General features: G+C 65.9%; 22 protein-coding genes and 1 pseudogene. 15 read left to right on the forward strand and 8 right to left on the reverse strand.

Annotation, left to right across the window (positions count from 1 at the left end):
- Nucleotides 1-146: 146 nt before the first annotated feature.
- The 5 genes from BKG60_RS25895 to satS all read left to right on the forward strand — a co-directional run bounded on the left by BKG60_RS25895 (nt 147) and on the right by satS (nt 4,275).
- On the forward strand, nt 147-764 hold the full coding sequence (locus BKG60_RS25895) for a sigma-70 family RNA polymerase sigma factor (RefSeq protein WP_070946008.1): 618 nt from the start codon (nt 147-149) through the stop codon (nt 762-764).
- A gap of 20 nt (nt 765-784) precedes the next feature.
- Nucleotides 785-1,519 carry an SDR family NAD(P)-dependent oxidoreductase gene (locus BKG60_RS25900; protein ID WP_075910171.1) on the forward strand — a complete coding sequence of 245 codons (735 nt, stop codon included), beginning with the start codon at nt 785-787 and terminating at the stop codon, nt 1,517-1,519.
- Nucleotides 1,520-1,561: 42 nt separating this feature from the next.
- Nucleotides 1,562-1,861, forward strand: a complete 300-nt coding sequence (locus BKG60_RS25905) for a hypothetical protein (protein ID WP_075910172.1) — start codon at nt 1,562-1,564, stop codon at nt 1,859-1,861.
- 2 nt (nt 1,862-1,863) lie between these two features.
- Entirely contained in the window at nt 1,864-2,931 is a 1,068-nt protein-coding gene (locus BKG60_RS25910) for a C40 family peptidase (protein ID WP_075910173.1), read from the forward strand.
- A gap of 72 nt (nt 2,932-3,003) precedes the next feature.
- Complete coding sequence (gene satS, locus BKG60_RS25915; RefSeq protein WP_075910174.1) at nt 3,004-4,275, forward strand: protein export chaperone SatS; 1,272 nt, start codon at nt 3,004-3,006, stop codon at nt 4,273-4,275.
- A gap of 3 nt (nt 4,276-4,278) precedes the next feature.
- Here the strand turns inward: satS and BKG60_RS25920 are convergent, their stop codons facing one another.
- Both BKG60_RS25920 and BKG60_RS25925 read right to left on the reverse strand, forming a co-directional pair.
- On the reverse strand, nt 4,279-5,592 hold the full coding sequence (locus tag BKG60_RS25920; RefSeq protein ID WP_131827534.1) for an outer membrane protein assembly factor BamB family protein: 1,314 nt from the start codon (nt 5,590-5,592) through the stop codon (nt 4,279-4,281).
- A 681-nt stretch (nt 5,593-6,273) separates the two neighbouring features.
- Nucleotides 6,274-7,362, reverse strand: coding sequence for an adenosine deaminase (locus BKG60_RS25925; RefSeq protein WP_075910291.1), 1,089 nt, complete (start codon nt 7,360-7,362; stop codon nt 6,274-6,276).
- 95 nt (nt 7,363-7,457) lie between these two features.
- Here BKG60_RS25925 and BKG60_RS25930 point away from each other — a divergent pair, with 95 nt between their 5' ends.
- Nucleotides 7,458-8,168, forward strand: coding sequence for a TetR/AcrR family transcriptional regulator (locus tag BKG60_RS25930; protein ID WP_075910176.1), 711 nt, complete (start codon nt 7,458-7,460; stop codon nt 8,166-8,168).
- A complete protein-coding gene (locus BKG60_RS25935; RefSeq protein WP_075910177.1) occupies nt 8,169-8,615 on the forward strand; it encodes a hypothetical protein in 447 nt (148 codons plus the stop codon).
- Nucleotides 8,616-8,650: 35 nt separating this feature from the next.
- Here BKG60_RS25935 and BKG60_RS25940 read toward each other — a convergent pair whose 3' ends face one another.
- Together BKG60_RS25940 and BKG60_RS25945 are read right to left on the reverse strand one after the other, a co-directional pair.
- Nucleotides 8,651-9,964 carry a thymidine phosphorylase gene (locus tag BKG60_RS25940; protein ID WP_075910178.1) on the reverse strand — a complete coding sequence of 438 codons (1,314 nt, stop codon included), beginning with the start codon at nt 9,962-9,964 and terminating at the stop codon, nt 8,651-8,653.
- 49 nt (nt 9,965-10,013) lie between these two features.
- Nucleotides 10,014-10,412, reverse strand: coding sequence for a cytidine deaminase (locus BKG60_RS25945; RefSeq protein WP_070946003.1), 399 nt, complete (start codon nt 10,410-10,412; stop codon nt 10,014-10,016).
- Nucleotides 10,413-10,626: 214 nt separating this feature from the next.
- On the opposite strand from BKG60_RS25945, the gene sdhC reads away from it, so the two are divergent.
- Genes sdhC through BKG60_RS25965 form a run of 4 tightly spaced genes read left to right on the forward strand, consistent with a single transcriptional unit; the run spans nt 10,627 to nt 14,059 of the window.
- Nucleotides 10,627-11,043 carry a succinate dehydrogenase, cytochrome b556 subunit gene (gene sdhC, locus BKG60_RS25950; RefSeq protein WP_075910179.1) on the forward strand — a complete coding sequence of 139 codons (417 nt, stop codon included), beginning with the start codon at nt 10,627-10,629 and terminating at the stop codon, nt 11,041-11,043.
- Between the two features lie 47 nt (nt 11,044-11,090).
- Nucleotides 11,091-11,513, forward strand: a complete 423-nt coding sequence (locus BKG60_RS25955; protein ID WP_255742026.1) for a succinate dehydrogenase hydrophobic membrane anchor subunit — start codon at nt 11,091-11,093, stop codon at nt 11,511-11,513.
- A gap of 3 nt (nt 11,514-11,516) precedes the next feature.
- Nucleotides 11,517-13,271, forward strand: coding sequence for a succinate dehydrogenase flavoprotein subunit (gene sdhA / locus BKG60_RS25960; protein WP_070946002.1), 1,755 nt, complete (start codon nt 11,517-11,519; stop codon nt 13,269-13,271).
- Between the two features lie 2 nt (nt 13,272-13,273).
- Entirely contained in the window at nt 13,274-14,059 is a 786-nt protein-coding gene (locus BKG60_RS25965; RefSeq protein ID WP_070187324.1) for a succinate dehydrogenase iron-sulfur subunit, read from the forward strand.
- Between the two features lie 72 nt (nt 14,060-14,131).
- Here BKG60_RS25965 and BKG60_RS25970 read toward each other — a convergent pair whose 3' ends face one another.
- Entirely contained in the window at nt 14,132-14,992 is an 861-nt protein-coding gene (locus tag BKG60_RS25970; RefSeq protein ID WP_075910180.1) for a carbohydrate kinase family protein, read from the reverse strand.
- A gap of 114 nt (nt 14,993-15,106) precedes the next feature.
- Between BKG60_RS25970 and BKG60_RS25975 the strand changes: the two are divergent.
- Nucleotides 15,107-15,727: pseudogene (locus BKG60_RS25975) on the forward strand (carboxymuconolactone decarboxylase family protein); the annotation flags it as partial.
- A 63-nt stretch (nt 15,728-15,790) separates the two neighbouring features.
- Nucleotides 15,791-16,615, forward strand: a complete 825-nt coding sequence (locus tag BKG60_RS25980; RefSeq protein ID WP_075910182.1) for a phosphatidylethanolamine N-methyltransferase family domain-containing protein — start codon at nt 15,791-15,793, stop codon at nt 16,613-16,615.
- A gap of 3 nt (nt 16,616-16,618) precedes the next feature.
- On the opposite strand, the gene BKG60_RS25985 is transcribed toward BKG60_RS25980, so the two are convergent.
- From BKG60_RS25985 to BKG60_RS25995, 3 genes are all read right to left on the reverse strand, one after another.
- Nucleotides 16,619-17,113 (reverse strand): PPOX class F420-dependent oxidoreductase, encoded by a 495-nt coding sequence (locus BKG60_RS25985; RefSeq protein ID WP_070945999.1) that lies wholly within the window; start codon nt 17,111-17,113, stop codon nt 16,619-16,621.
- Nucleotides 17,113-18,021: a sigma-70 family RNA polymerase sigma factor gene (locus BKG60_RS25990; protein WP_070187329.1), complete on the reverse strand. Its 909-nt coding sequence runs from the start codon at nt 18,019-18,021 to the stop codon at nt 17,113-17,115. Before BKG60_RS25990 ends, BKG60_RS25985 begins: the two co-directional genes overlap by 1 nt.
- A gap of 98 nt (nt 18,022-18,119) precedes the next feature.
- Nucleotides 18,120-19,607: a gamma-aminobutyraldehyde dehydrogenase gene (locus BKG60_RS25995; protein WP_075910183.1), complete on the reverse strand. Its 1,488-nt coding sequence runs from the start codon at nt 19,605-19,607 to the stop codon at nt 18,120-18,122.
- 123 nt (nt 19,608-19,730) lie between these two features.
- On the opposite strand from BKG60_RS25995, the gene BKG60_RS26000 reads away from it, so the two are divergent.
- Both BKG60_RS26000 and BKG60_RS26005 read left to right on the forward strand, forming a co-directional pair.
- The gene (locus tag BKG60_RS26000; protein WP_070187331.1) at nt 19,731-20,243 is read left to right on the forward strand and encodes an Lrp/AsnC family transcriptional regulator; all 513 of its coding nucleotides are present in this window, start codon (nt 19,731-19,733) and stop codon (nt 20,241-20,243) included.
- Nucleotides 20,240-21,610, forward strand: coding sequence for an aspartate aminotransferase family protein (locus tag BKG60_RS26005; RefSeq protein ID WP_070187332.1), 1,371 nt, complete (start codon nt 20,240-20,242; stop codon nt 21,608-21,610). The genes BKG60_RS26000 and BKG60_RS26005 overlap by 4 nt, the downstream gene beginning before the upstream one ends.
- The last annotated feature ends 57 nt before the right edge of the window (nt 21,611-21,667 follow it).

Raw genomic sequence — 21,667 nt, forward strand, 5'->3', positions numbered from 1 at the left:
GAAAGGCCCGACCGGAGCGCACAGGAACAGCTGGACAGACCAGCAGATACCCCCTGCCCGCGACCAGGACCAGCCCTCAACAGCCCAGCGAGGCACACCTACCCCAATTCATCAGTGGATCGAGGCTTAGCTCTGGAGATCTGACCATGACGAAAGTCACCGCCGCCCCGCCGGCGGGAATCAGCGCCGTGGCCGTCCTCGGCGTCGAGTCTGACGCGCAACTCGCGGAGCGGTTCGTTCACGAGGCCATGCCGTTCCACCCCATCCTCTTGCGCACCGCCCGGCGGCTCACCCACAGCCAGGCCGACGCCGAAGACCTGGTTCAGGACACACTGATGAACGCCTACACCGGTTTCCGCCGGTTCGAGCCGGGCACCAACCTGCGGGCCTGGCTCTTCCGCATCCTGCACAACCGGTGGATAAGTACACACCGGATGAAGCAGCGACGCCCCGATGCATTCGCCGTTGCCGAGATCACTGACAGCGACATGCTTTGCAGCGCAAATCATTCCGCGACTGCCGAGCGCTCGGCCGAAGACCGTGCGCTCGACATGTTCTGCGACAGCCGGATCCGCGATGCGGTGTTGACGCTGCCCGAAGGTTTCCGAACGGTTTTGTACTACTCCGATATCGAAGGCCTGACGTACGCCGAAACCGCGGCGCGCATGGAAATCCCCCTGGGAACCGTCATGTCGCGCATCGCCCGCAGTCGCGAACGCCTCAGGGCAGCTCTGGGCAACGACGACACCCGACGTGTCGCGTGACGAAACAATGGAGGGACACAATGGAATCCGGAGAAGAACTCAAGGGGTACCGTGCGCTGGTGACCGGTGGCACCGCCGGCATCGGGTTGGCGAGTGCCGACCTGCTGGCGCGGGCGGGCGCGGCCGTGACCATCACCGGACGAGACGAACGGCGGGGCCGTGATGCCGCAGCCGCACTCGGCGGGGAGGTCCGATTCATCCGTGCCGACCTTGCCGACCTTGGGTCGGTGCAATCGCTTGCCCACCAATGTGATCAGCTCGACATTCTGGTCAACAACGCAGCTGCTTTTCCCGGTGCGCTCACGGTGGAACAGGATGTCGCGTCGTTCGAGCAGACCTTCGACACCAATGTGCGCGGCACCTATTTCCTGGTGGCTCAACTGGTGGGTGGCATGCTCGAGCGCGGCCGCGGCAGCATCGTGAACGTCACTTCGATGGTCGCCTCGAAAGGGGTGCCGGGCGCCTCGGCCTACAGCGCTTCCAAAGCGGCCGTTGAATCGCTGACCCGGACCTGGGCCGCCGAGTTCGGTTCCGGCGGTGTGCGGGTCAACAGTGTGGCGCCGGGTCCGACCCGCACCGAAGGCGTCGAGGCCCAATGGGGCGATACGAACGAGGAACTCGGGCGGGCCCTGCCGTTGGGCCGCACGGCCACCCCGGAGGAGATCGCCCAGGCGGTGCTGTTCTTGTCGTCACCGCGCGCAGCGTTCATCACCGGCTCGACGCTGCATGTCGACGGCGGCGGCACCGCCATCTGAAACACAGGGGAACCGAACGGCGTCGGCCGGCGTCCTAACCACATGCCTGCCGACACCCTTCACGCCGACCTGGCGGCCATCCGTGCCCTTGGCGATGCCCTCGATGCGCACGCCGCCGATCTGAGTGCCGTGGCCGTTTCCCTGCGATCGATCCCGGCACCGGCGCTCGGCCAGGTCGGCGAACGGTTCGCGACCGCGTTCGCCGAGGCCGTCAGCGCACACCGCGATGCGGTCGCGGCACTCGGCGCCTGCACGGGGGCCGGGGCCGTCAGCGCTCGATGTACCGCCGCAGACTACGACTCCGCCGGTCAACGAGCCGCCACGCTGTTGCCGCGGATGTAGCCGTGCCCGGGTCCACAATCGCGTTGGCCGCGCCGCTGTACGAACTGCGAGATCTCGTCGGCAGCGGCTGGCCGGACCACCGTCCCGCCGTCGCCGCGATGGACGGCGCCCACGGCGCTCTTTCGGACATCGCGGCTGCGCTCGGCCGGTCGTGGGACCGTGCCGCCGGGGATTGGTCCGGCATCTCGGCGACGGCGGCCGCGGAGTTCGCCTCCCGCGCTGCGGCCGAAGTCACCAGCCTGGCCGAGCGCACGCAGATCCTGAGCTGCGCGGCCCGGGACGCAGGCTCGGCCGTGGCCCGGGCCAGGATCCGACTGCAGGCGATCATCGACCGCTTCGAGGAACGCGCCGCCGCGCTGGCTCCACACCTCGATGAACCCGGAGTGGCCCAGCAGATGCAGGCCGAAGCACGACGCGCGATCACCGAGGCCACGGCCGTCGTCGACGAACTTCGCACCGAACTCGACCAGCGCGCCGACGCGGTCACCGGCTCGGCGCCCGCGGCCGGTACGCACGCGGGATCGGCCGGCTCCGGAGGTTTCGCCCCGACCGCCGCGGGGTCGTCGGGAGCCACAGCGCCGGCAAGTTGGAGCCGGGCCGCAGGTCTACCGGCGGCTCCGGCCGACGATCGCGCGGACGCCGTGGTCGGGCTACGCGACCCCGGGATGTTCGGTGACGGGGTGGCGGTGCGGCTGCCGGACGGCAGCACCGCGGTGGCCCCCAATGCCGTGGCGGCCAGCGCCGTGCGGCATGCGTTGACCCAACTCGGCGTGCCCTACCGATGGGGCGGTACCACCCCGGGCGTCGGCTTGGACTGCAGCGGCCTGACCCAGTGGGCCTACCACGAAGCCGGGCTGGACATCCCCCGACTGGCACAGGAACAGGACATCGGCAAGGCAGTGTCGCCCGGAACACTGCGGCCGGGTGACCTGGCAGTGTGGGACGGGCATGTCGCGATGATCGTCGGGCCGAACACGATGATCGAGGCCGGTGATCCGGTGAAGCTGTCGCCCGTCCGGACCACGAATGCCGGTCAGGGCTTTCAGGGATTCTGGCGGCCCACGGCCTGAGCGCAGTACCGGCAGGCCCCGAACCGGAGACAAGCTGACTGGCGTCCAGGGCACCCCATTAGGCTGTGCCGCATGGCTGCTGACATCGTGCCGGTCCGGCTCGGGCTGACCAAGGGCGACCTTTACACACTGTGGGCTCCGCGTTGGCGGGATGCCGGCGACGAGTGGGAGGCCTTCTTGGGCGAAGGTGACGCCCTCTACGCCTTCGAATCTGTCGCTGACCTGGTCGCCTTCGTCCGCACCAACACCGACAACGACCTCGCCGATCACCCGAAGTGGGACAAGCTGACTGCGGCCAACGCGCACAAGCTGCAGCCGGCCGAGGACCGTGAGTACGACATCGTCGGGGTGCCCGACCTGGTCTCCGACAAGCCGACCGAGGAATCCGTCGCGCGCCTGCACCGCACCCTCGTCGTGGTGTCCTCGATCGGCTCGGTGTGTGAGTTGCCGGCCATCAGCAAGTTCTTCAACGGCAACCCCGTTCTCGGCACGGTCGGCGGCGGACTGGAAGGCTTCACCGGCCGCTCCGGACGCAAGCGGTGGGCTGAGATCGAAGCCGTGATCGCCCGCGGCTGGGACGGCGTGCTCGACTCCATCGACGAGATCGTCGCCATCCCTGAGGCCGTCGACGCCGATGCGGTGAAGAAGGCCGAGGCCGAGCTCGAGGAGCCGGCCCCCGAGGAGGACGAGGACGACGTCGCGGTGGACACCGAGGACGCCGAAACCGACGACGAGGACGACGAGGCCTCGGCCGAGCCGGTACGCAGCGCCGCCGACACCGCGGTCCTGGGTGACGACGAGGACTTCTGGCAGAAGGTCGGGATCGACCCGGTGCGCATCATGACCGGTTCGGGCACCGTCTACACCCTGCGCTGCTACCTCGACGACGACCCGGTTTTCCTCGGGCGCAACGGTCGTATCAGCGTGTTCAGCTCCGAGCGGGCGCTGGCTCGGTATCTGGCCGACGAACACGACCACGACCTGTCGGACCTGGCCACCTACGACGACATCAGGACCGCCGCCACCGACGGCTCCCTGCGGGTGGACGTCGCCGAGGAGAACATCTACGTCCTGTCCGGCATCTCCGACGACATCGCCGACGGGCCCGATGCGGTCGACCACGACCAGTTGGAGTTGGCCGTCGAACTGTTGCGCGACGTCAGCGACTACGCCGAGGACAAGACCGTCGACGAGACGCTCGCACGGACCAAGGCGCTGGGCAAGTTCGTGAGCTACGTGCTCGGCGACGAGAACGCCCGCAAGCCGGAGGTCCCGCACGCCGAGGCCGTCGAGCAGTGGGACGCACTGGAACGGTTCGTGGAGTCACGCCTGCGGGCGGAGTAGCCCTCAGGACAGCCGGGTGATCTTGCCGCGCCCGTTTCCATAGAGCCCGGCTCCTACCCATGTGACTATGCCGACATCGCTCCCCACCTGCCACAATCGCTGGCCGGTTGCGGCGTCGTAGGCGGTCGTGGGGTCAACGTCATGCCCGCCGACGATCTGGTTGTTGTCGGCGGCGACCAGGCTATCGAGCTTCGCCTTCTCAATGAACGCGCCGGTTCCGTCTGTGCAGTCCCGTGCGCGCACCCCGCCCGTGTCCGAACCCACCTCCCCGTACGACACGATGCACAGATTGCCCACCCCCGCGAGCGTGACCCGAGGCGACGGGGTTAGCGGCAACTGCTGTGACCACTTAAAATCGCCGGTCAGGGTGTCCACCGCTGCGATCTCCCCCTTGCTCTCGCTGTACACGATCGGCAACACAATCCCAGATGTCGCGTACGCGACCGAACGTGGGAACGAGGGGTTTGACATCAGATCGGTGTTTGGCAGCCGATAGCCGTGATCCGCGGGAATACGCCAGGCGAGCTTGCCGGTGAAGGAGTAGAAATCGATCTGCTGTTCGGGGAAGTGGTCCGAATTCAGGAGGGCCCTGCCGCGTACAGCCACCACGATGCCCCGACTGGTGGCGATGAGCTCGTCGACCGCGCCAATCGAGAACAGATCGGCGCCGGACTCGGCGTCGTAGAACTTCGTGCTGGTGCCGCCCACTTCTGCCACGACGCCTTGATCCAGGTACACCGATGCCGACCCAGTTGTCGGCTTCGTCCAGAGCTGCTGTCCAGAATCGTCGAACACCGTGAGGTTTTTCTTGTTGTCGGCGAATGCGAGCAAACCGGAACCGGAATAGACCTGAGGGACGCCGTCAGTCGACATGGATTCCTTCGTCGCGCCGGACCTCATATCGACGAGTACCGCCTCCTTGCCGCCGGCACAGAGGGCGGCCCCGCCCGATGTACCGACGACACAGTGCGCCACCCTGCCGAACGACGCGGGAAGCGGTTGCTGCCACAGCGGCGTACCGTTCGCGGCATCCAGCGCGATCATGGACTTGTTCAGATTGACGATGACGGTTTTCGAATCGCCGCCCATGACCAACGGGTACGCGTTGGAATCCGGACCCGGCGGATAGCTCCACAGGTTGTTGGTGGGCGCCGCACTCAGCGAGGGTAGCTGCGCTGCAGCGGGCGGACGCTCCACACCGGCAATCTCAGCTTTTCCAGCGGCGGCATCGGCCTCGGACAACTCGTCCGACCCTGACATCCAGAATACGATCGAGCCGACCACCAGGGCCAGCACGACGACCACCACTGCAGCCACAACGATTCCGATGACCTTCCCGTCGCGGCGGCGAACCTCGGGGGGCAGCGGACTGAACTGAGGTGGGTAGCCACCGTAACCCGGGGCCGGAAAACCGGGAGCGGCGCCGAAGACCGGGGGCCCTCCGGGGTGCACCGCGGGCGGACCGAACGGCGATTCCCTCGTCCCCGACGCACCCGGCTGACCCTGACTGTCGCCCCACGGCGAACTCCCCCACTGGTTCACGCTCGGAGTGTATTCGACGCTCTCCCTGGGATGAGCCGATGAATTCCGGCGGCGGCCGCGGTCAATCCACTCATGACCCGCATCGACCGGCCTTTCCACCCACACCCTGGAGGTTCCCGGCGCGCGCCTGCACACTGGTTGCCCGCCACCCCGGCCGGGTGTGCACCCTCGTGGCACACGAGCCTCCTCTTTTGGAGTTCCTACCCGAAGCCCAGGCACCGAAACGCGGCGCGTGCCAGGCGCCGTTGAACTGCAGCGAGTAGTACCGGCCGGCCTCGATCGGCGGCACCAGATCACTGCCGCGCCAGTCGGAGGGGCGGTTCCCAGCAGGGGTCGGTCGCGATTATCGCCTGATCTTGATGATGGTCGAGCGTGCTGGATCGTCGCAGCAGCTCACTCCGTCGTTACAGCGTTTCCGCCGAAAATTTTCGCACGGGTGGTTTGCCCTGCGCCCGGTCAGCCCACCAGCACCGCGTACCGCGGCTTGATCACCTCGTCGATCAACGCGAGCCGTTGATCGAACGGGATGAAGGCGGACTTCATCGCATTGATCGTGAACCGCTCCAGATCACTCCAGCCGTAGCCGAACGCCTCGACCAAGCGCAACATCTCCTGACTCATGGTGGTGTCGCTCATCAACCGGTTGTCGGTATTGACGGTGACACGGAACCGCAGCCGCGCCAGCCGGTCGAACGGATGCTCGGCGATGCTGGGGGCGGCCCCGGTCTGCACGTTGCTGCTGGGACACAGTTCGAGTGGGATTCGCTTGTCGCGCAAGATGGACGCCAGCCGGCCCAGGTGTGGTGTGCCGTCGTCGAGTTCGGTGATGTCGTCGACGATGCGCACACCGTGTCCGAGCCGGTCGGCCCCGCAGAACGCGATGGCCTCGTGGATCGACGGCAGGCCGAATGCTTCACCGGCGTGAATCGTGAAGCGCGCGTTGTTGCCTCGCATGTACTCGAATGCGTCGAGGTGGCGGGTGGGCGGGTAGCCGGCTTCGGCCCCGGCGATGTCGAACCCGACAACGCCCTTGTCCCGGAAACGGATTGCCAGCTCGGCGATCTCACGGGAACGGGCGGCGTGGCGCATCGCAGTGACCAGGCAGCGCACGGTGATGGTGCGCCCTTCGGCCGAGGCCGCCTTCTCACCGTCGGCGAATCCGGCGAGCACGGCGTCGACCACGTCGTCCAGCGACAGTCCACGATCGATGTGCAATTCGGGCGCGAACCGCACCTCTGCGTAGACGACGTTGTCCGCGGCGAGGTCCTCGACGCATTCGAAGGCGACGCGGTGCAGCGCCTCAGGCGTCTGCATCACCCCGACCGTGTGGGCGAACGGCTCCAGGTAGCGCACCAGGGAACCGCTGTGGGCGGCCGTGCGGAAGAACGTTGCCAGTTCGTCGAGCTCGGTGGCCGGCAGGTCGTCATAACCCAGCTGGCCGGCCAGGTCGAGCACGGTCGACGGCCGCAACCCGCCGTCCAGGTGATCGTGCAGCAGGGCCTTGGGAGCGTGGTGGATCTTCTCCAGACTCAGCGGCGTACTCATGACCCCATCATGCGCGACCATCGGCGGTATTGAACGCCGATGGTCGGTTGTCTAATAATAGACCGACAATCGGTCTATTATTCGGGAGAGGCGTGATGGCGCGAACAGTCGATGCGCTGGCCCACGCGCGTCGCCGCGATGAGTTCCTGGCCGCCACACAAGAGTTGATCGCCGGCAAGGGTTTTGCCCAGATGAGCATCCAGGACGTATTGGACGCGACCGGTACGTCGAGAGGTGCGCTCTACCACTACTTCGGCTCGAAACAGGACTTGCTGTGGGCGGTTGTCGAACGCATGGGGGAAGCCCTACTGGCACGGCTACGGGCAGCCGTCGACGGGGCGGGCCCGGACGCACTCGACCAGCTTCGCGCGTATTTCGGCACCCTGGCCGGTGGAAAACTTCAGCACCACGGCAGCGCGAACAATGCACTCCACATGTGGTATTCCGAGGACAACGTGCTGGTCCGGGCCAGGCTGCGCACTCATCTGATCGACCGTCACGCTCCACTCCTGGCAGCCATAGTCCGCCGGGGTGTCGACCAAGGAGCCATCGACACCGTCGCTCCAGAATCGATCGGCCGCCTACTGATCACGCTGATCCAGGACCTGAACGACGAGCTCGCAGGGCTGTTCTTCGCGTTCGAAGCCGGCCGGGCCGTCCGCACCGACATTGACGGGGTGATTTTGGCCTATACCGCCGCGATCGAACGGATCCTCGGACTTTCCGAAGGTGCCATCACGATCGTCGGCACGTCGGAGTTGTTGTCGTGGTTTCGAGGCGCCAATTCAACCGTAAGAGGGTCGTAGATGGAACTTGTGCTGATAATTCTGCTGCTGGTGATCACCGTGCAGAGCTTGGCGAAATTCACGGCCTGGCTGGTGGTTCCCTACGAGAGACGGATCGCCAAGGTAGCGGCGCACTATTCAGCCGGACCGCGCCGCCTCGCGGTGGCCGACCGGGTGCTGCTGATCGCCGTGCTCATCCTGGTGGCGCTGCAATTCGCCGCGGACATGCACTATCTCAGCTTCATCACCGGGCTCACCGTTGGGATGACGTTGATACAGCTGTTCTTCCACCGATTCAATCGTCGGCTCTCCGACAATCGGAGCCCGAAGCAGCCGGCGTCACCGATCCAGATCATCTCCTATGCGATCCAGGATCGGCCAATGCTCGCGTGGAGGGAGATCGCGCTCATCACCGTACTGTCGGTTTGGGCTGTGTACATGCTCATCGGGCGTGGGCTACTCGGCTGATGCGCTGCAACCGTTTTGGTGGATGCGATCGGTCGTCAACATGATTCGCCGACCGATTGGGAAATCCGGTCGATGATCAGTGGCCACCGGGCGGGCACCGCGTCGCCGACAGTCCAGGCGCCGTCGAGTTCGGCCAGCGCCGCCGGTAGCCGGTCGGCGGTCTCGGTGTACAGCGTGAACAGCGCCTCCCCGGCGGCCACGGGCTCGCCGGGCGTGCGGTGGATCCGCACACCGGCGCCGAACTGCACCGGCTCACCGGGCTGCGCCCGGCCGGCGCCCAGGCGCCACGCCGCCATCGCCACGCCCATGGCGTCCAGGTCGCCCATGAAACCGCCGTGCGGGGCCGTCACCGTCTCGCTAACCGCCCCGATCGGCAGAGGCCGGCTCAGGTCACCGCCCTGGGCGGTCACCAGCGCACGAAAGCAATCCATCGCGCTGCCGTTTCGCAGGGTCTCGGCCGGATCCACGCCGTCGATGCCGGCCGCGTCGAGCATTTCGGTCGCCAGCGCCAGCGTCAGCGCGACGACGTCGGCCGGCCCGCCCCCGGCCAGCACCTCCAGGGACTCGGTGACTTCCACGGAGTTGCCGACGGCGCGGCCCAGCGGGCAGTTCATGTCGGTCAGAAGCGCCCGGGTCGAGACCTCGTAGTCGTTGCCGAGCCCGACCATCGTGGCGGCCAGCTCCCGCGCCTCGGCCTCGGTCTTGAGAAACGCCCCGCGCCCCACCTTGACGTCGAGCACCAGGGACCGCGCCCCCTCGGCCAGTTTCTTGCTCATGATGGAACTCGCGATGAGTGGCAGTGAGTCAACTGTCGAGGTGATGTCGCGCAATGCGTAGATCTTGCGATCGGCCGGCGCCAGCTCGCCTGCGGCGAACACTGCCGCACCGATGTCCCGAAGTTGTTGCCGGATCCGGTCTTTCGACAGCTCTGCGGTGAATCCCGGGATCGCCTCGAGCTTGTCCAGCGTGCCGCCGGTATGCCCGAGCCCGCGCCCTGAGGCCTGCGGCACGGCTGCGCCACAGGCCATCACGACCGGCAGCAGCGGAATGGTGATCTTGTCCCCCACCCCACCGGTGGAGTGCTTGTCCACCAAGGCGAGTGGCTTTCCCTCACGACGTAGGTCGGTGAAGTCGAACCGTTCCCCGGAATCGACCATGGCCGCGGTCCACCGGGCGGTCTCGGCCGAGGCCATACCGTTGAGGAAGATGGCCATCAACAGCGCCGACATCTGCTCGTCGGCGACCCGTCCATGGGTGTAGCCGTCGATCACCCAATCGATCGCGGCATCGGACAGCATCCCGCCGTCACGTTTGGTGCGGATGACGGTGGGAGCGTCGAGATGCGGCATGACGCCAAACCTACTCGCCAGTAACCCGGAGTTGTTGGACCACTTGGCCTTACCGGCGCCCCAGATCGTCGGGACCGAAGGCGTCGGGCAACAGCTCGCGCAGTGGCCGCGCACCGTCAGGATGGTCGATCAGCAGCCCGGGCCCGCCGTGCTCCAGCAACACCTGACGGCACCGTCCGCAGGGCATCAGCAGGCCCCCGTCGGGCCCTACACACGACAGCGCGACGAGCCTTCCGCCGCCCCCGGAATGCAGGGCACAGGCCACAGCACACTCGGCACAGAGACCTAGGCCATATGAGACATTCTCCACATTGCAGCCGGCCACGATCCGACCGTCGTCGACGAGGGCCGCAGCCCCCACCGAATAGCCCGAATAGGGTGCGTAGGCGTGGAATGACACCTCAATTGCCTTGTTGCGCAACATATTCCAGTCTACGTCGGCGCTCATGCCACCACCCCGGCCACAGGTTCTGAATGCATTCCGAAACCCCAATTCCCGACCCGCACATTAAGATAGGTAAGCCTAACTTTTCCCTGTTTGGCGGGCCGAACTGCTCAACCGTAATTCGTTCGCCACTACAAATGGGTTTAGAGTCGCCCCGAGGTTTGGGGCTAATTAACAGGCAGTCCCATACGTCCCACCGATGGCGTTGGAGGGCCCGATGAGTACTCAGACGGAGGTACCGGCTCCGCAACCCAGGAAAGCACGACGGCGCACCCTTTATCGCGGTGATCCGGGAATGTGGTCCTGGGTGCTGCACCGTATTACCGGTGCCACGATCTTCTTCTTCCTGTTCGTACACGTTCTCGATACCGCGTTGGTCCGGGTGAGCCCGCAGGCCTACAACGAGGTCATCGAGACGTACAAGACCCCCATCGTCGGATTGATGGAGATGGGCCTGGTTGCCGCAGTGCTCTTCCACGCACTGAACGGCATCCGCGTCATCCTCATCGACTTCTGGCAGCAGGGTCCCCGCTACCAGCGGCAGATGCTCGCGGTCGCCGTCGGCGTCTTTGCCGTGGTCCTCATCGCAGCACTAGGAGTGATCGGTATGCACATGGTGGAGCGGTTCCTGTGAGCGCGCCAGGAGCGGGCGAGTCGCGGTTGGGCCGCCCGGCACCGGTCATGGAACGTGAGCACGACCGGCCGGCCGCGCTGGACCATCCCCGCGCGCCCCGTCGTCCCCGCGGCATTCCCTATTTCGAGAAGTACGCCTGGCTGTTCATGCGGTTCTCGGGTCTGGCGCTGGTCTTCCTGGCGCTCGGCCACCTGTTCATCATGTTGATGTGGCAGGACGGTGTCTACCGCATCGACTTCAATTACGTCGCAGCGCGCTGGGCCTCCCCGTTCTGGCAGATCTGGGACATGGCCCTGCTGTGGCTCGCGATGATCCACGGGGCCAACGGACTGCGCACCATCATCGGCGACTACGCCCGTAAGAACGTCACGAAGTTCTACCTGAATTCGCTGCTTCTGCTGGCGACAGGGTTCACGTTGGTTCTGGGCACCTACGTCCTGGTCACCTTCGACCCGAATATTGGGGGTTAACCAATGATTCAGGAACACCGCTACGACGTCGTCATCGTCGGTGCCGGCGGCGCAGGCATGCGCGCGGCCGTCGAGGCCGGTCCCCGCGTCCGCACCGCCGTGCTGACCAAGCTGTACCCGACGCGCTCGCACACCGGCGCGGCCCAGGGCGGCATGTGCGCCGCACTGGCCAACGTCGAAGAGGACAACTGGGAGTGGCACACCTTCGACACCGTCAAGGGTGGCGACTACCTCGCTGACCAGGACGCCGTCGAGATCATGGCCAAAGAGGCCATCGATGCGGTGCTGGACCTCGAGAAGATGGGGATGCCCTTCAACCGCACCCCCGAGGGCCGCATCGACCAGCGCCGGTTCGGCGGCCACACCCGCGATCACGGCAAGGCCCCGGTGCGCCGGGCCTGCTACGCCGCCGACCGCACCGGCCACATGATCCTGCAGACGCTGTACCAAAACTGCGTCAAGCACGACGTGGAGTTCTTCAACGAGTTCTACGCACTGGACATCGCGCTGACCGAGACCCCGGCCGGCCCGGTGGCCACCGGCGTCATCGCCTACGAGCTGGCGACCGGCGACATCCACATCTTCCACGCCAAGGCGATCGTGTTCGCCACCGGCGGTTCGGGCCGGATGTACAAGACCACCTCCAATGCCCACACCCTGACCGGTGACGGCCTGGGCATCGTCTTCCGCAAGGGACTTCCCTTGGAGGACATGGAGTTCCACCAGTTCCACCCGACAGGCCTGGCCGGCCTGGGCATCCTGATCTCCGAAGCCGTGCGCGGCGAGGGCGGCCGGTTGCTCAACGGCGAGGGCGAACGGTTCATGGAGCGTTACGCGCCGACGATCGTCGACCTCGCGCCGCGTGACATCGTCGCCCGGTCGATGGTGCTCGAGGTGCTCGAAGGCCGCGGCGCCGGACCGAACAAGGACTACGTCTACATCGACGTGCGTCACCTCGGTGAGGACGTGCTGGAGGCCAAGCTTCCCGACATCACCGAGTTCGCCCGCACCTACCTGGGCGTGGATCCGGTCAAGGAACTGGTGCCGGTCTACCCGACCTGCCACTACGTCATGGGCGGCATCCCGACCACCGTCCACGGCCAGGTGCTGCGCGACAACACCAACGTCATCCCGGGCCTGTACGCCGCCGGTGAATGTGCGTGCGTGTCGGTGCACGGCGCCAACCGTCTTGGCACCAACTCGCTGCTGGACATCAACGTGTTCGGCCGTCGCGCCGGCATCGCCGCCGCCGAGTACGCCGCCAACCACAACCATGTCGACCTGCCGGAGAACCCGGCCGACATGGTGGTCGGCTGGGTCGGCGACATCCTCTCCGAGCACGGCAACGAGCGCGTCGCCGACATCCGCACCGCATTGCAGCAGTCGATGGACAACAACGCCGCGGTGTTCCGCACCGAGGAAACGCTCAAGCAGGCGCTGACCGACATCCACGCACTCAAGGAGCGCTACGCGCGAATCACGGTGCACGACAAGGGCAAGCGCTACAACAGCGACCTGCTCGAAGCCATCGAGCTGGGCTTCCTGCTGGAGCTGGCCGAGGTCACCGTGGTCGGTGCGCTCAACCGCAAGGAGTCCCGCGGCGGGCACGCACGCGAGGACTACCCCGACCGCGACGACACCAACTACATGCGCCACACCATGGCGTACAAGGAAGGCCCCGGGCTGCTGGCCGACATCCGGCTGGACTACAAGCCCGTGGTCCAGACTCGCTACGAGCCGATGGAACGGAAGTACTGATCATGAGTGCACCTGTCATCGACAAGCCGGAAGCCGGCGACCCGCCCCTGCCTCCCGTGCCCGAGGGCGCAGTGATGGTCACGCTGAAGATCGCCCGGTTCAACCCCGAGAACCCCGACGCCGCGGGCTGGCAGAGCTTCCGGGTTCCCTGCCTGCCCACCGACCGGCTGCTCAACCTGCTGCTGTATGTGAAGGGCTACCTGGACGGCACGCTGACCTTCCGGCGCTCCTGCGCCCACGGGGTGTGTGGTTCGGACGCCATGCGCATCAACGGCGTGAACCGGCTGGCCTGCAAGGTGCTCATGCGCGACATGCTGCCGAAGAAGGCGGGCAAGCAGCTCACCATCACCATCGAGCCAATCCGCGGCCTGCCCGTGGAGAAGGACCTCGTGGTGGACATGGAGCCGTTCTTCGACGCCTACCGTGCCGTCAAGCCGTACCTGATCACCAGCGGCAACCCGCCCACCAAGGAGCGCATCCAGAGCGCCACCGACCGGGCCCGGTACGACGACACCACCAAGTGCATCCTGTGCGCGTGCTGCACCACGTCGTGCCCGGTGTACTGGAGCGAAGGGTCGTACTTCGGCCCGGCCGCGATCGTCAACGCCCACCGGTTCATCTTCGACTCGCGTGACGAGGCGGCCGCCGAACGGCTGGACATCCTCAACGAGGTCGACGGGGTGTGGCGCTGCCGCACCACGTTCAACTGCACCGAGGCCTGCCCGCGTGGCATCCAGGTCACCCAGGCGATCCAGGAGGTCAAGCGCGCGTTGATGTTTGCGCGCTAGTTTTTGTTCTGTCGAGTGTGAGGAAGATCGCGAGATTCCTGGAGAATCTCGCGATGTTCTTCACGTTGGGCGTCAAAAGGGCGCACCCGCGGCGCGCAAGGCATCGCGAGTGCGGGCGATGACGGTGCCCTGGCGGTATCGGAGTAGATCGGCACCCACTCGGACTATCCGCCAGCCGAGATCCTGGTATTCGACGTTCTGGTCGATGTCCTTGGTGCGTTGTCGCGGATCGGTCCAGTGCTGGATCCCGTCGTATTGGACCCCGACCTTCCACTCCAGCCAACCCATGTCGATCCTCCCCACCTGCCGGCCATGATCGAATACCTCGATCTGCGTCTGGGTCGGCCTCATGCCCGCGTCGGTATAGAGCAGACGCAGACGGGTTTCCTGCGGCGACTCGGCGCCGTAGTCGGCGAGATCGAGAACCTGCCGCAACTGCACCAGCCCGCGCACACCCGGATGCACTTTGATAAGTGCCTGTACATCAACAAGTTTCAGATCGCAGGCCTGCAGCAGCGCGTCAACCCGTTCGACGGAGACGGTCAACCCCCGTCGGCGGCCCAGGTCGAACGCTGTCCGAGCCGGTGTGGTGGCCCGGATTCCGCGGACCAGACAACGCTCGTCAGCTGTGAGTACATCGCTGTGCAGGATGATTCCGCGGGCCTTGTGTCTGCTGGAGTGGTTGAGCTCAGCCGGATATCTGTCTTTGATCCACCGCGCGCCGTGCAACGCGGCCGCTGACAACCCGGCCGCAGTTCCCCGCCGCCCTGACCAGAGCCAAGCCGCGGTGGCTTTGTCGACCGGCGTGAGCAGTGCACCGCGCGGGACATACACGTCCCGGTGCAGCATTTCGTAGCGGGTGGTCAGCTGATACCGATTGAGCTTGCCCGCCACGAGTGCCTCCGAGCCCAGAAAGGGCCAGTCACCTGCCATGTCGATTAGGACGACGACGGCGCCCTTCCGGTTCCACGGCCCGCCAATGTGAACAAGATGGTGAGAATCGTCGGAATCCTCGCCATCTTGTTCACGTTCGGCCGAAGGAACCCGTCACACATTGACGGGCCATCTCGTCTAACTCATATGACCGAGACAAAGACACGAATCCCCGCTGTAACCCCCAAGCAAGCCGGCCTGCTCACCCGCGCCATGTACTGGTACGCCAAGCGCGAATTCGGTGAGGTGCCAGAGCCGTTCGCGGTTGCCGCCCACCATCCACGCCTGCTGGTCGCCAACGGCGTCCACGAGATGCTGTTGCAGGGCGGCTCCAAGAAGCTGCCCGCAACCGTCCGCGAGCTCGCGGTGTTCTGGACCGCCCGCGCCGTCGGGTGCTCGTGGTGTGTGGACTTCGGCTCCATGCTCATGCGCCTCGAGAACCTCGACGTCGAGCGGCTCAAGTCGATCGACGACTACGCCACCTCCCCGCTGTTCACCGATGACGAGCGCGCCGCGATCGCCTACGCCGACGCGATGACCACCGACCCGCACACCGTCACCGACGAGCAGGTGGCCGACCTCCGTCAGCGTTTCGGCGACGACGGCGTGATCGAGCTGACCTATCAGATCGGTGTGGAGAACATGCGGTCGCGGATGTACTCGGCGCTGGGTATCACCGAGCAGGGCTTCAATTCCGGAGACGCGTGCCGGGTGCCGTGGGCCGACACTGAGTGATCGCGCGATGAGGCCGGGTGGTAGAACACGTTACAGAAATCACCCGCTCACGTAGGGACACTCATGCACTGGTACACCGGCAACACGATCTACGACACGGTGCTGACAGCGGCTTTCGCGTTCGCGGCATTCGTGATCATCGGCGGGTTCTTCGCACAGAGTTCCTACGGACGCTTCTCGTCGACCAAGCTCGGCTTGAACCTCAACCCGAAGCTCGGCTGGTGGCTGATGGAGATCCCCGCGACCGTGGTGTTCTTGATCAGCTACCTGGCCGGGCCTCACCGATTCGAGCCGACGTCGCTGGTGCTCGCCGGTATCTGGATGCTGCACTACGCCAACCGCGGTTGGTTCTTTCCGCTGGCGATCCGCCAGGCCCCCGGCAAGCGCGGCACCTTCAACATCTCGGTGATCGTGATGGGCATGCTCGTCACCTCCATGCACGGCTACCTGAACGGAACCCTGTTCAGTCACGACTTCTTCGGGCAGTACACCACCGCCTGGTTGACCGACCCTCGATTCCTGGTGGGGCTGGTGATCTACCTGTGCGGGTTCGCGCTGCTGGTCAACTCCGAATCGATCGTGCGGAACCTGCGGGACAAGGGCGGCCCCGGCGCATCTGCATCTGGTCTTCGCGCAAGCGGCTCATCCACCGAATACAGGATCCCATTCGGCGGCGGCTTCCGGTTCGTCACCAGCCCGGCCTATCTCGGCGAGATCGTCGCCTGGTCCGGGTTCGCGCTGCTGACCTGGGCGTTGCCCGGCGTCGCCATCCTGCTGATCACCGCGGGCAATCTGATCCCCCGGGCGTTGGGCACACACAGCTGGTATCAGGACAAGTTTCCCGACTACCCGACCGACCGCAAGGCGCTGATCCCGTACGTCTTGTGACGGTCACACCTCAGCCGGCGTGATCTCGATGTAAGCCGTTGGTACCCCGGCGAGTTGGCTGCCGTAGTCGAGGCTGCGTTCGAACAGCTTCATCGGAGCACTCCAATTGGCGGCGATCACGGCTTCGGCATGCGCATGCTCGGCCTCAGGCAGGATGCGGGCCACGCCGGCCACCACCGGTCCGGTGGGCTTACCGCGCAGATTGCTCGCCACCACAAGGACTTTCGGGTTGTTGCGGATGCGCTTGACCTTCCCGGTCGACGGATCTGTGCGCACATAGATCTTGCCGCCGTCGACCCCGTGGTTGATCGGGCTGGGCATCGCCTCCCCCGACCGCTTGTAAGTCACCAACACGATCTGCCGGTATTTGTCGAAACCGGCGAAATCCGATCCGGTCGGCGTGCCGATGTCGAACGCGTCGCGGTGTCGCATCTTGTCCATGCCGCGAAACATCATTCGGCTGAACGTATGGGTCAATGTTCCGGGGTCGTTCGGCATCACTGCGCACCTCGCATCGGGGATCCGGTGAATTTGTCGGGGTTGGCGACGTCCCAGACCGCGCAGACCAAACCGTCACGAACGGTGAAGATCGTGACCCGGGGCATCATCTCGGGGTAGCCGTCGCCGGCCGGCGCGCCGGTCGTGTAGACGCCCAGCTGGCCGTTGACGAGCGCGAACTGACTGCCGGCCAACCAATTCGGCCCGTACCGCTTGGACAGCCCCAGGATGAACCGGGCCACCTTGTCCGGTCCGTGGATGACGCGCGCAGCGGTCGGGGCCCGACGGTTCGAATCGCCGGTGAACGTGACGTCGGGGTGCAGCAACCGCACAACGGCTTCGAGCTCACCCGATGCCAGGGCGGCCATCAGTTCGCCGGCAACCTGGTTGTGCAGCTCGTCGGGCGTCGCGGGCGGCGGATTGTCGGCGACCGCGCGCCGGGCCCGCGAGGCCAACTGGCGCGCCGATGCGTCGCTGACCCCCAGCACACCGGCGATCTCGGTGAACGGCACGCCGAACCCGTCGTGCAATACGAAGGCCACGCGCTGATCAGGCGTGAGCCGTTCCAACACCACCATTGCCGCGAACCGGGCGTCCTCCCCGGCCACCACCGCGTTGAGTGGATCGTTCGCGTCGAGCCCGGTCACGACGGGTTCTGGCAGCCATTCCCCGTAGTAGGCCTCGCGCCGGTGCGCCGCGGAGCGCAACCGGTCCAGGCCGAGCCGGCTCACGACGGTGGTCAGCCAGGCCCGCAGGTCGGCGATCGTGGTCTGGTTGTCATGCCAACGCAGCCAGGCGTCCTGCACGATGTCCTCGGCATCGGCATAGGTACCCGTCAACCGGTAGGCGACCGCCAGCAGGTGCGGCCGCAGCGCCTCGAATTCGTCGGTGCGCGCCGCAGTGGTCACAGCCCAAGCTTAATCCCGCCGAGCGCCACGCCAGAGTGGCTGCGGCCGTCGAGGGCCACTCCAGCGTGGCATCCGAGCGTGCGGTGACCGGACGCAGATCAGCGCTGGGCGAAAACCGTTCGGTGCCAGCCTTTTTCAGCAGCACCGGTGATGTCGCTCATCACGTGCTTGATGGTGAGGTACTCCTCGAACGAGTAGTCGCTCATGTCCTTGCCGAAGCCCGAAGCACCGACGCCGCCGTGCGGCATCTCGCTGATGATCGGGATGTGGTCGTTGATCCACACGCAGCCCGCGTTGATCTCGCGGGAAGCCCGCTGGGCGCGGTACACGTCGCGGGTCCAGGCCGAGGCGGCCAGCCCGTAGACCGTGTCGTTGGCCTGCCGGATCGCGTCGTCGTCGTCAGCGAAAGGCCGCACGGTCAGCACCGGCCCGAAGACCTCGTCGCGGTAGACCTCGGCGGTCTCGGCAACATCGGCGATCAGGGTGGGCCGGTAGAACGCACCGGGCAAGTCGGGCACCACCCCGCCGGTGACGACGCGTCCGCCCTGTTCAGGCGCGCGGGCCACCATCCCCGCCACCTTGTCGCGGTGCGCGAACGAGATCAGTGGGCCCAGGTCGGTGTCGGGATCGTGTGGGTCACCGACGACGATCTTGCTCATCACCTCGGCGACGCCGGCAACGAAGTCGTCGTACAGGTCGCGGGCGACGATCGCCCTGGTGGCGGCGGTGCAGTCCTGTCCGGTGTTGATCAGCGCTCCGGCCACCGCACCCTGGATCGCCGCATCGAGATCGGCGTCGTCGAACACCACGAACGGGGCCTTTCCACCCAGCTCAAGCTGAGTGCGGTGGCCATGCACCGCGGCGGCGGCCATGACCTTGCGGCCGACGGCGGTGGATCCGGTGAAGGTGACCACGTCGACGTCGCGGTGCCCGGCCAGCGCGGTGCCGACGTCGGCACCTCCGCCGGTCACGACGTTGAACACACCGGCGGGCAGACCGGCCTCGGTGGCGAGCCGGGCCAGCGTGAGGGTGGTCATCGGGGTGATCTCGGCGGGTTTGATGACGACGGAGCAGCCGGCCGCCAGTGCCGGGATGACCTTCCATACCGCCATCTGCAGCGGGTAGTTCCACGGCGTGATGGTGGCGACGACGCCGACGGCCTCCCGCCGGATGCTGGACGTGTGGTCACCGGAGTACTCCGCGGAGGCCTTGCCCTCGAGGCGGCGGGCGGCACCGGCGAAGAAGTCGATGTTGTCGATGCTGCCGGGGACATCGAACTCGGTGGCCAGCCGTACCGGCTTTCCGGTCTGGGCGACTTCCTCGGCGATCAACTGGTCGGCGTGCTCGTCGGCGAGTTCGGCCAGCTTGGCCAGGACCGCCGAGCGCTCGGCCGGGGTGGCCTTCGACCAGGCGGGAAACGCCTGACGGGCGGCGTCGACGGCGTTGTCCACGTCGGCCGGGGTGGCCAGGGCATACTCGGCGACAGGCCGACCGGACGCGGGGTCGATGATCTGGTGAGTGGCCCCGGCCGTCGTCACAGGCGCCCCGTTGATCCAGCTGCTCGTCACATTCACTGCCACGCTCATGGAGCCCCACGGTAACCGATGCGTCAGTTGATATCTACGCAATCCCGCGCCTGGGCCCGGTTCAAACGAGGGATTTCATCGAATCAGTTGCCCTAAACGACGGATTCCGTGCACAATCGGTGCATGACGAACCCTGATGGTCCCGACCTTCAGGCCGTTCCGCTGCGCGTGAGCAATTCTCGCACCGCCTTTCAGCTCGACGAACTGTCGAAGGCGATCATCGAGAAGCTGCAGGCCGACGGCCGTCGTTCGTATGCCGGAATCGGTAAGGCCGTCGGCCTGTCCGAGGCCGCGGTGCGCCAACGCGTCCAGCGCATGGTCGACGCCGGCGTCATGCAGATCGTCGCGGTGACCGATCCGCTGCAACTCGGGTTCGCCCGGCAGGCGATGATCGGCATCCGCTGCACCGGCGACACCCTGAAGTTGGCCGAGAAACTGTCGGCCATCGATGCCGTGGACTACGTGGTACTGACCGCAGGATCGTTCGACGCCATCTGCGAGGTGGTCTGCGAGGACGACGACAGCCTGCTCGAACTTCTCAACACCCAGATCCGAGCACTGCCGGGAGTGATAACCACCGAAACCCTCGTCTATCTGAAACTTGTTAAGCAGCAATACAATTGGGGAACTCGATGAGTGTCACTGAAAAATCCGATCTGAGAGCCAAAGCCAACCGCCACCTGTGGGGACACTTCGCCCGCCACGGCGAGGGCATCACTCCGCCGATCATCACCCGCGGCGAGGGTGTCCACATCTTCGACGACAAGGGCAAGAGCTACATCGACGGCCTCTCCGGCCTCTTTGTCGTCCAGGTCGGCCACGGCCGCAAAGAACTTGCCGAAGCCGCGGCCAAGCAGGCCGAGAAACTGTCTTTCTTCCCGCTGTGGTCCTACGCCACCCCACCGGCCATCGAACTGGCCGAGCGCGTCGCCAATTACGCACCGGGTGATCTGAACCGGGTGTTCTTCACCACCGGCGGCGGTGAGGCCGTCGAGAGCGCGTGGAAACTGGCCAAGCAGTACTTCAAGCTGACCGGAAAACCCGGTAAGCACAAGGTGGTTTCGCGTGCCATCGCCTACCACGGCACCCCGCAGGGCGCGCTGGCGATCACCGGCATACCGGCGTTCAAGGCCCCGTTCGAGCCGTTGACCCCCGGCGGCTTCCGCGCACCGAACACCAACTTCTACCGAGCTCCGGCCGAATACGCCCACGACGAAAAGGTTTTCGGCCAATACTGCGCGGACCGTATCGCCGAGGCCATCGAGTTCGAAGGCCCCGACACCGTGGCCGCGGTCTTCCTCGAGCCGGTGCAGAATGCCGGCGGGTGCTTCCCGCCGCCGCCCGGATACTTCGAGCGGGTCCGCGAGATCTGCGACGAGTACGACGTGCTGCTGGTTTCCGACGAGGTGATCTGCGCCTACGGCCGCATCGGTTCGATGTTCGCCTGCGACGATTTCGGCTACGTGCCGGACATCATCACCAGCGCCAAGGGTCTGACCTCGGGCTACTCGCCGCTGGGCGCGATGGTGGCCAGCGACCGGTTGTTCGAGCCGTTCAACGACGGCAAGACCACCTTCGGTCACGGCTACACCTTTGGCGGACACCCGGTTTCGGCCGCGGTCGCCATGGCCAACCTCGACATCTTCGAGCGTGAGGGCATCAACGACCACGTCAAGGAAGCCGCTCCGGCGTTTCGGGCCACGTTGGAGAAGCTCTACGACCTGCCGATCGTCGGCGATGTCCGCGGTGAGGGCTTCTTCTACGGAATCGAGCTGGTCAAGGATAAAACGACCAAGGCCACCTTCAACGACGAGGAATCGGAACGCCTGCTGCGCGGCTTCCTGACGCCCGCGCTGTGGGAGGCCGGGCTGTACTGCCGTGCCGACGACCGTGGCGACCCAGTGATCCAGCTGGCGCCGCCGCTGATCAGCGGGCAGGCCGAGTTCGACGCGATCTACGACATCCTGCACGGTGTGCTCACCGAGGCGGGAAAGCTGTTGTAACTCTTGCCCCTCTGCACCGAAACGGCATTCCGGCAGAACAAGTTCGAGTAACTCTCT

The sequence above is a fragment of the Mycobacterium syngnathidarum genome (assembly GCF_001942625.1).
In the GTDB taxonomy this organism is placed as follows: Bacteria; Actinomycetota; Actinomycetes; order Mycobacteriales; family Mycobacteriaceae; genus Mycobacterium; species Mycobacterium syngnathidarum.

Bases quoted from the DNA above. Each gene is read 5' to 3' on its own strand.
- BKG60_RS25895 (WP_070946008.1), top strand. From the start codon at position 147: ATGACGAAAGTCACCGCCGCCCCGCCGGCGGGAATCAGCGCCGTGGCC.
- BKG60_RS25900 (WP_075910171.1), top strand. From the start codon at position 785: ATGGAATCCGGAGAAGAACTCAAGGGGTACCGTGCGCTGGTGACCGGT.
- BKG60_RS25905 (WP_075910172.1), top strand. From the start codon at position 1,562: ATGCCTGCCGACACCCTTCACGCCGACCTGGCGGCCATCCGTGCCCTT.
- satS (WP_075910174.1), top strand. From the start codon at position 3,004: ATGGCTGCTGACATCGTGCCGGTCCGGCTCGGGCTGACCAAGGGCGAC.
- BKG60_RS25925 (WP_075910291.1), bottom strand. From the start codon at position 7,362: ATGAGTACGCCGCTGAGTCTGGAGAAGATCCACCACGCTCCCAAGGCC.
- BKG60_RS25930 (WP_075910176.1), top strand. From the start codon at position 7,458: ATGGCGCGAACAGTCGATGCGCTGGCCCACGCGCGTCGCCGCGATGAG.
- BKG60_RS25935 (WP_075910177.1), top strand. From the start codon at position 8,169: ATGGAACTTGTGCTGATAATTCTGCTGCTGGTGATCACCGTGCAGAGC.
- BKG60_RS25940 (WP_075910178.1), bottom strand. From the start codon at position 9,964: ATGCCGCATCTCGACGCTCCCACCGTCATCCGCACCAAACGTGACGGC.
- BKG60_RS25945 (WP_070946003.1), bottom strand. From the start codon at position 10,412: ATGAGCGCCGACGTAGACTGGAATATGTTGCGCAACAAGGCAATTGAG.
- sdhC (WP_075910179.1), top strand. From the start codon at position 10,627: ATGAGTACTCAGACGGAGGTACCGGCTCCGCAACCCAGGAAAGCACGA.
- BKG60_RS25955 (WP_255742026.1), top strand. From the start codon at position 11,091: ATGGAACGTGAGCACGACCGGCCGGCCGCGCTGGACCATCCCCGCGCG.
- sdhA (WP_070946002.1), top strand. From the start codon at position 11,517: ATGATTCAGGAACACCGCTACGACGTCGTCATCGTCGGTGCCGGCGGC.
- BKG60_RS25965 (WP_070187324.1), top strand. From the start codon at position 13,274: ATGAGTGCACCTGTCATCGACAAGCCGGAAGCCGGCGACCCGCCCCTG.
- BKG60_RS25970 (WP_075910180.1), bottom strand. From the start codon at position 14,992: ATGGCAGGTGACTGGCCCTTTCTGGGCTCGGAGGCACTCGTGGCGGGC.
- BKG60_RS25980 (WP_075910182.1), top strand. From the start codon at position 15,791: ATGCACTGGTACACCGGCAACACGATCTACGACACGGTGCTGACAGCG.
- BKG60_RS25985 (WP_070945999.1), bottom strand. From the start codon at position 17,113: ATGCCGAACGACCCCGGAACATTGACCCATACGTTCAGCCGAATGATG.
- BKG60_RS25995 (WP_075910183.1), bottom strand. From the start codon at position 19,607: ATGAGCGTGGCAGTGAATGTGACGAGCAGCTGGATCAACGGGGCGCCT.
- BKG60_RS26000 (WP_070187331.1), top strand. From the start codon at position 19,731: ATGACGAACCCTGATGGTCCCGACCTTCAGGCCGTTCCGCTGCGCGTG.
- BKG60_RS26005 (WP_070187332.1), top strand. From the start codon at position 20,240: ATGAGTGTCACTGAAAAATCCGATCTGAGAGCCAAAGCCAACCGCCAC.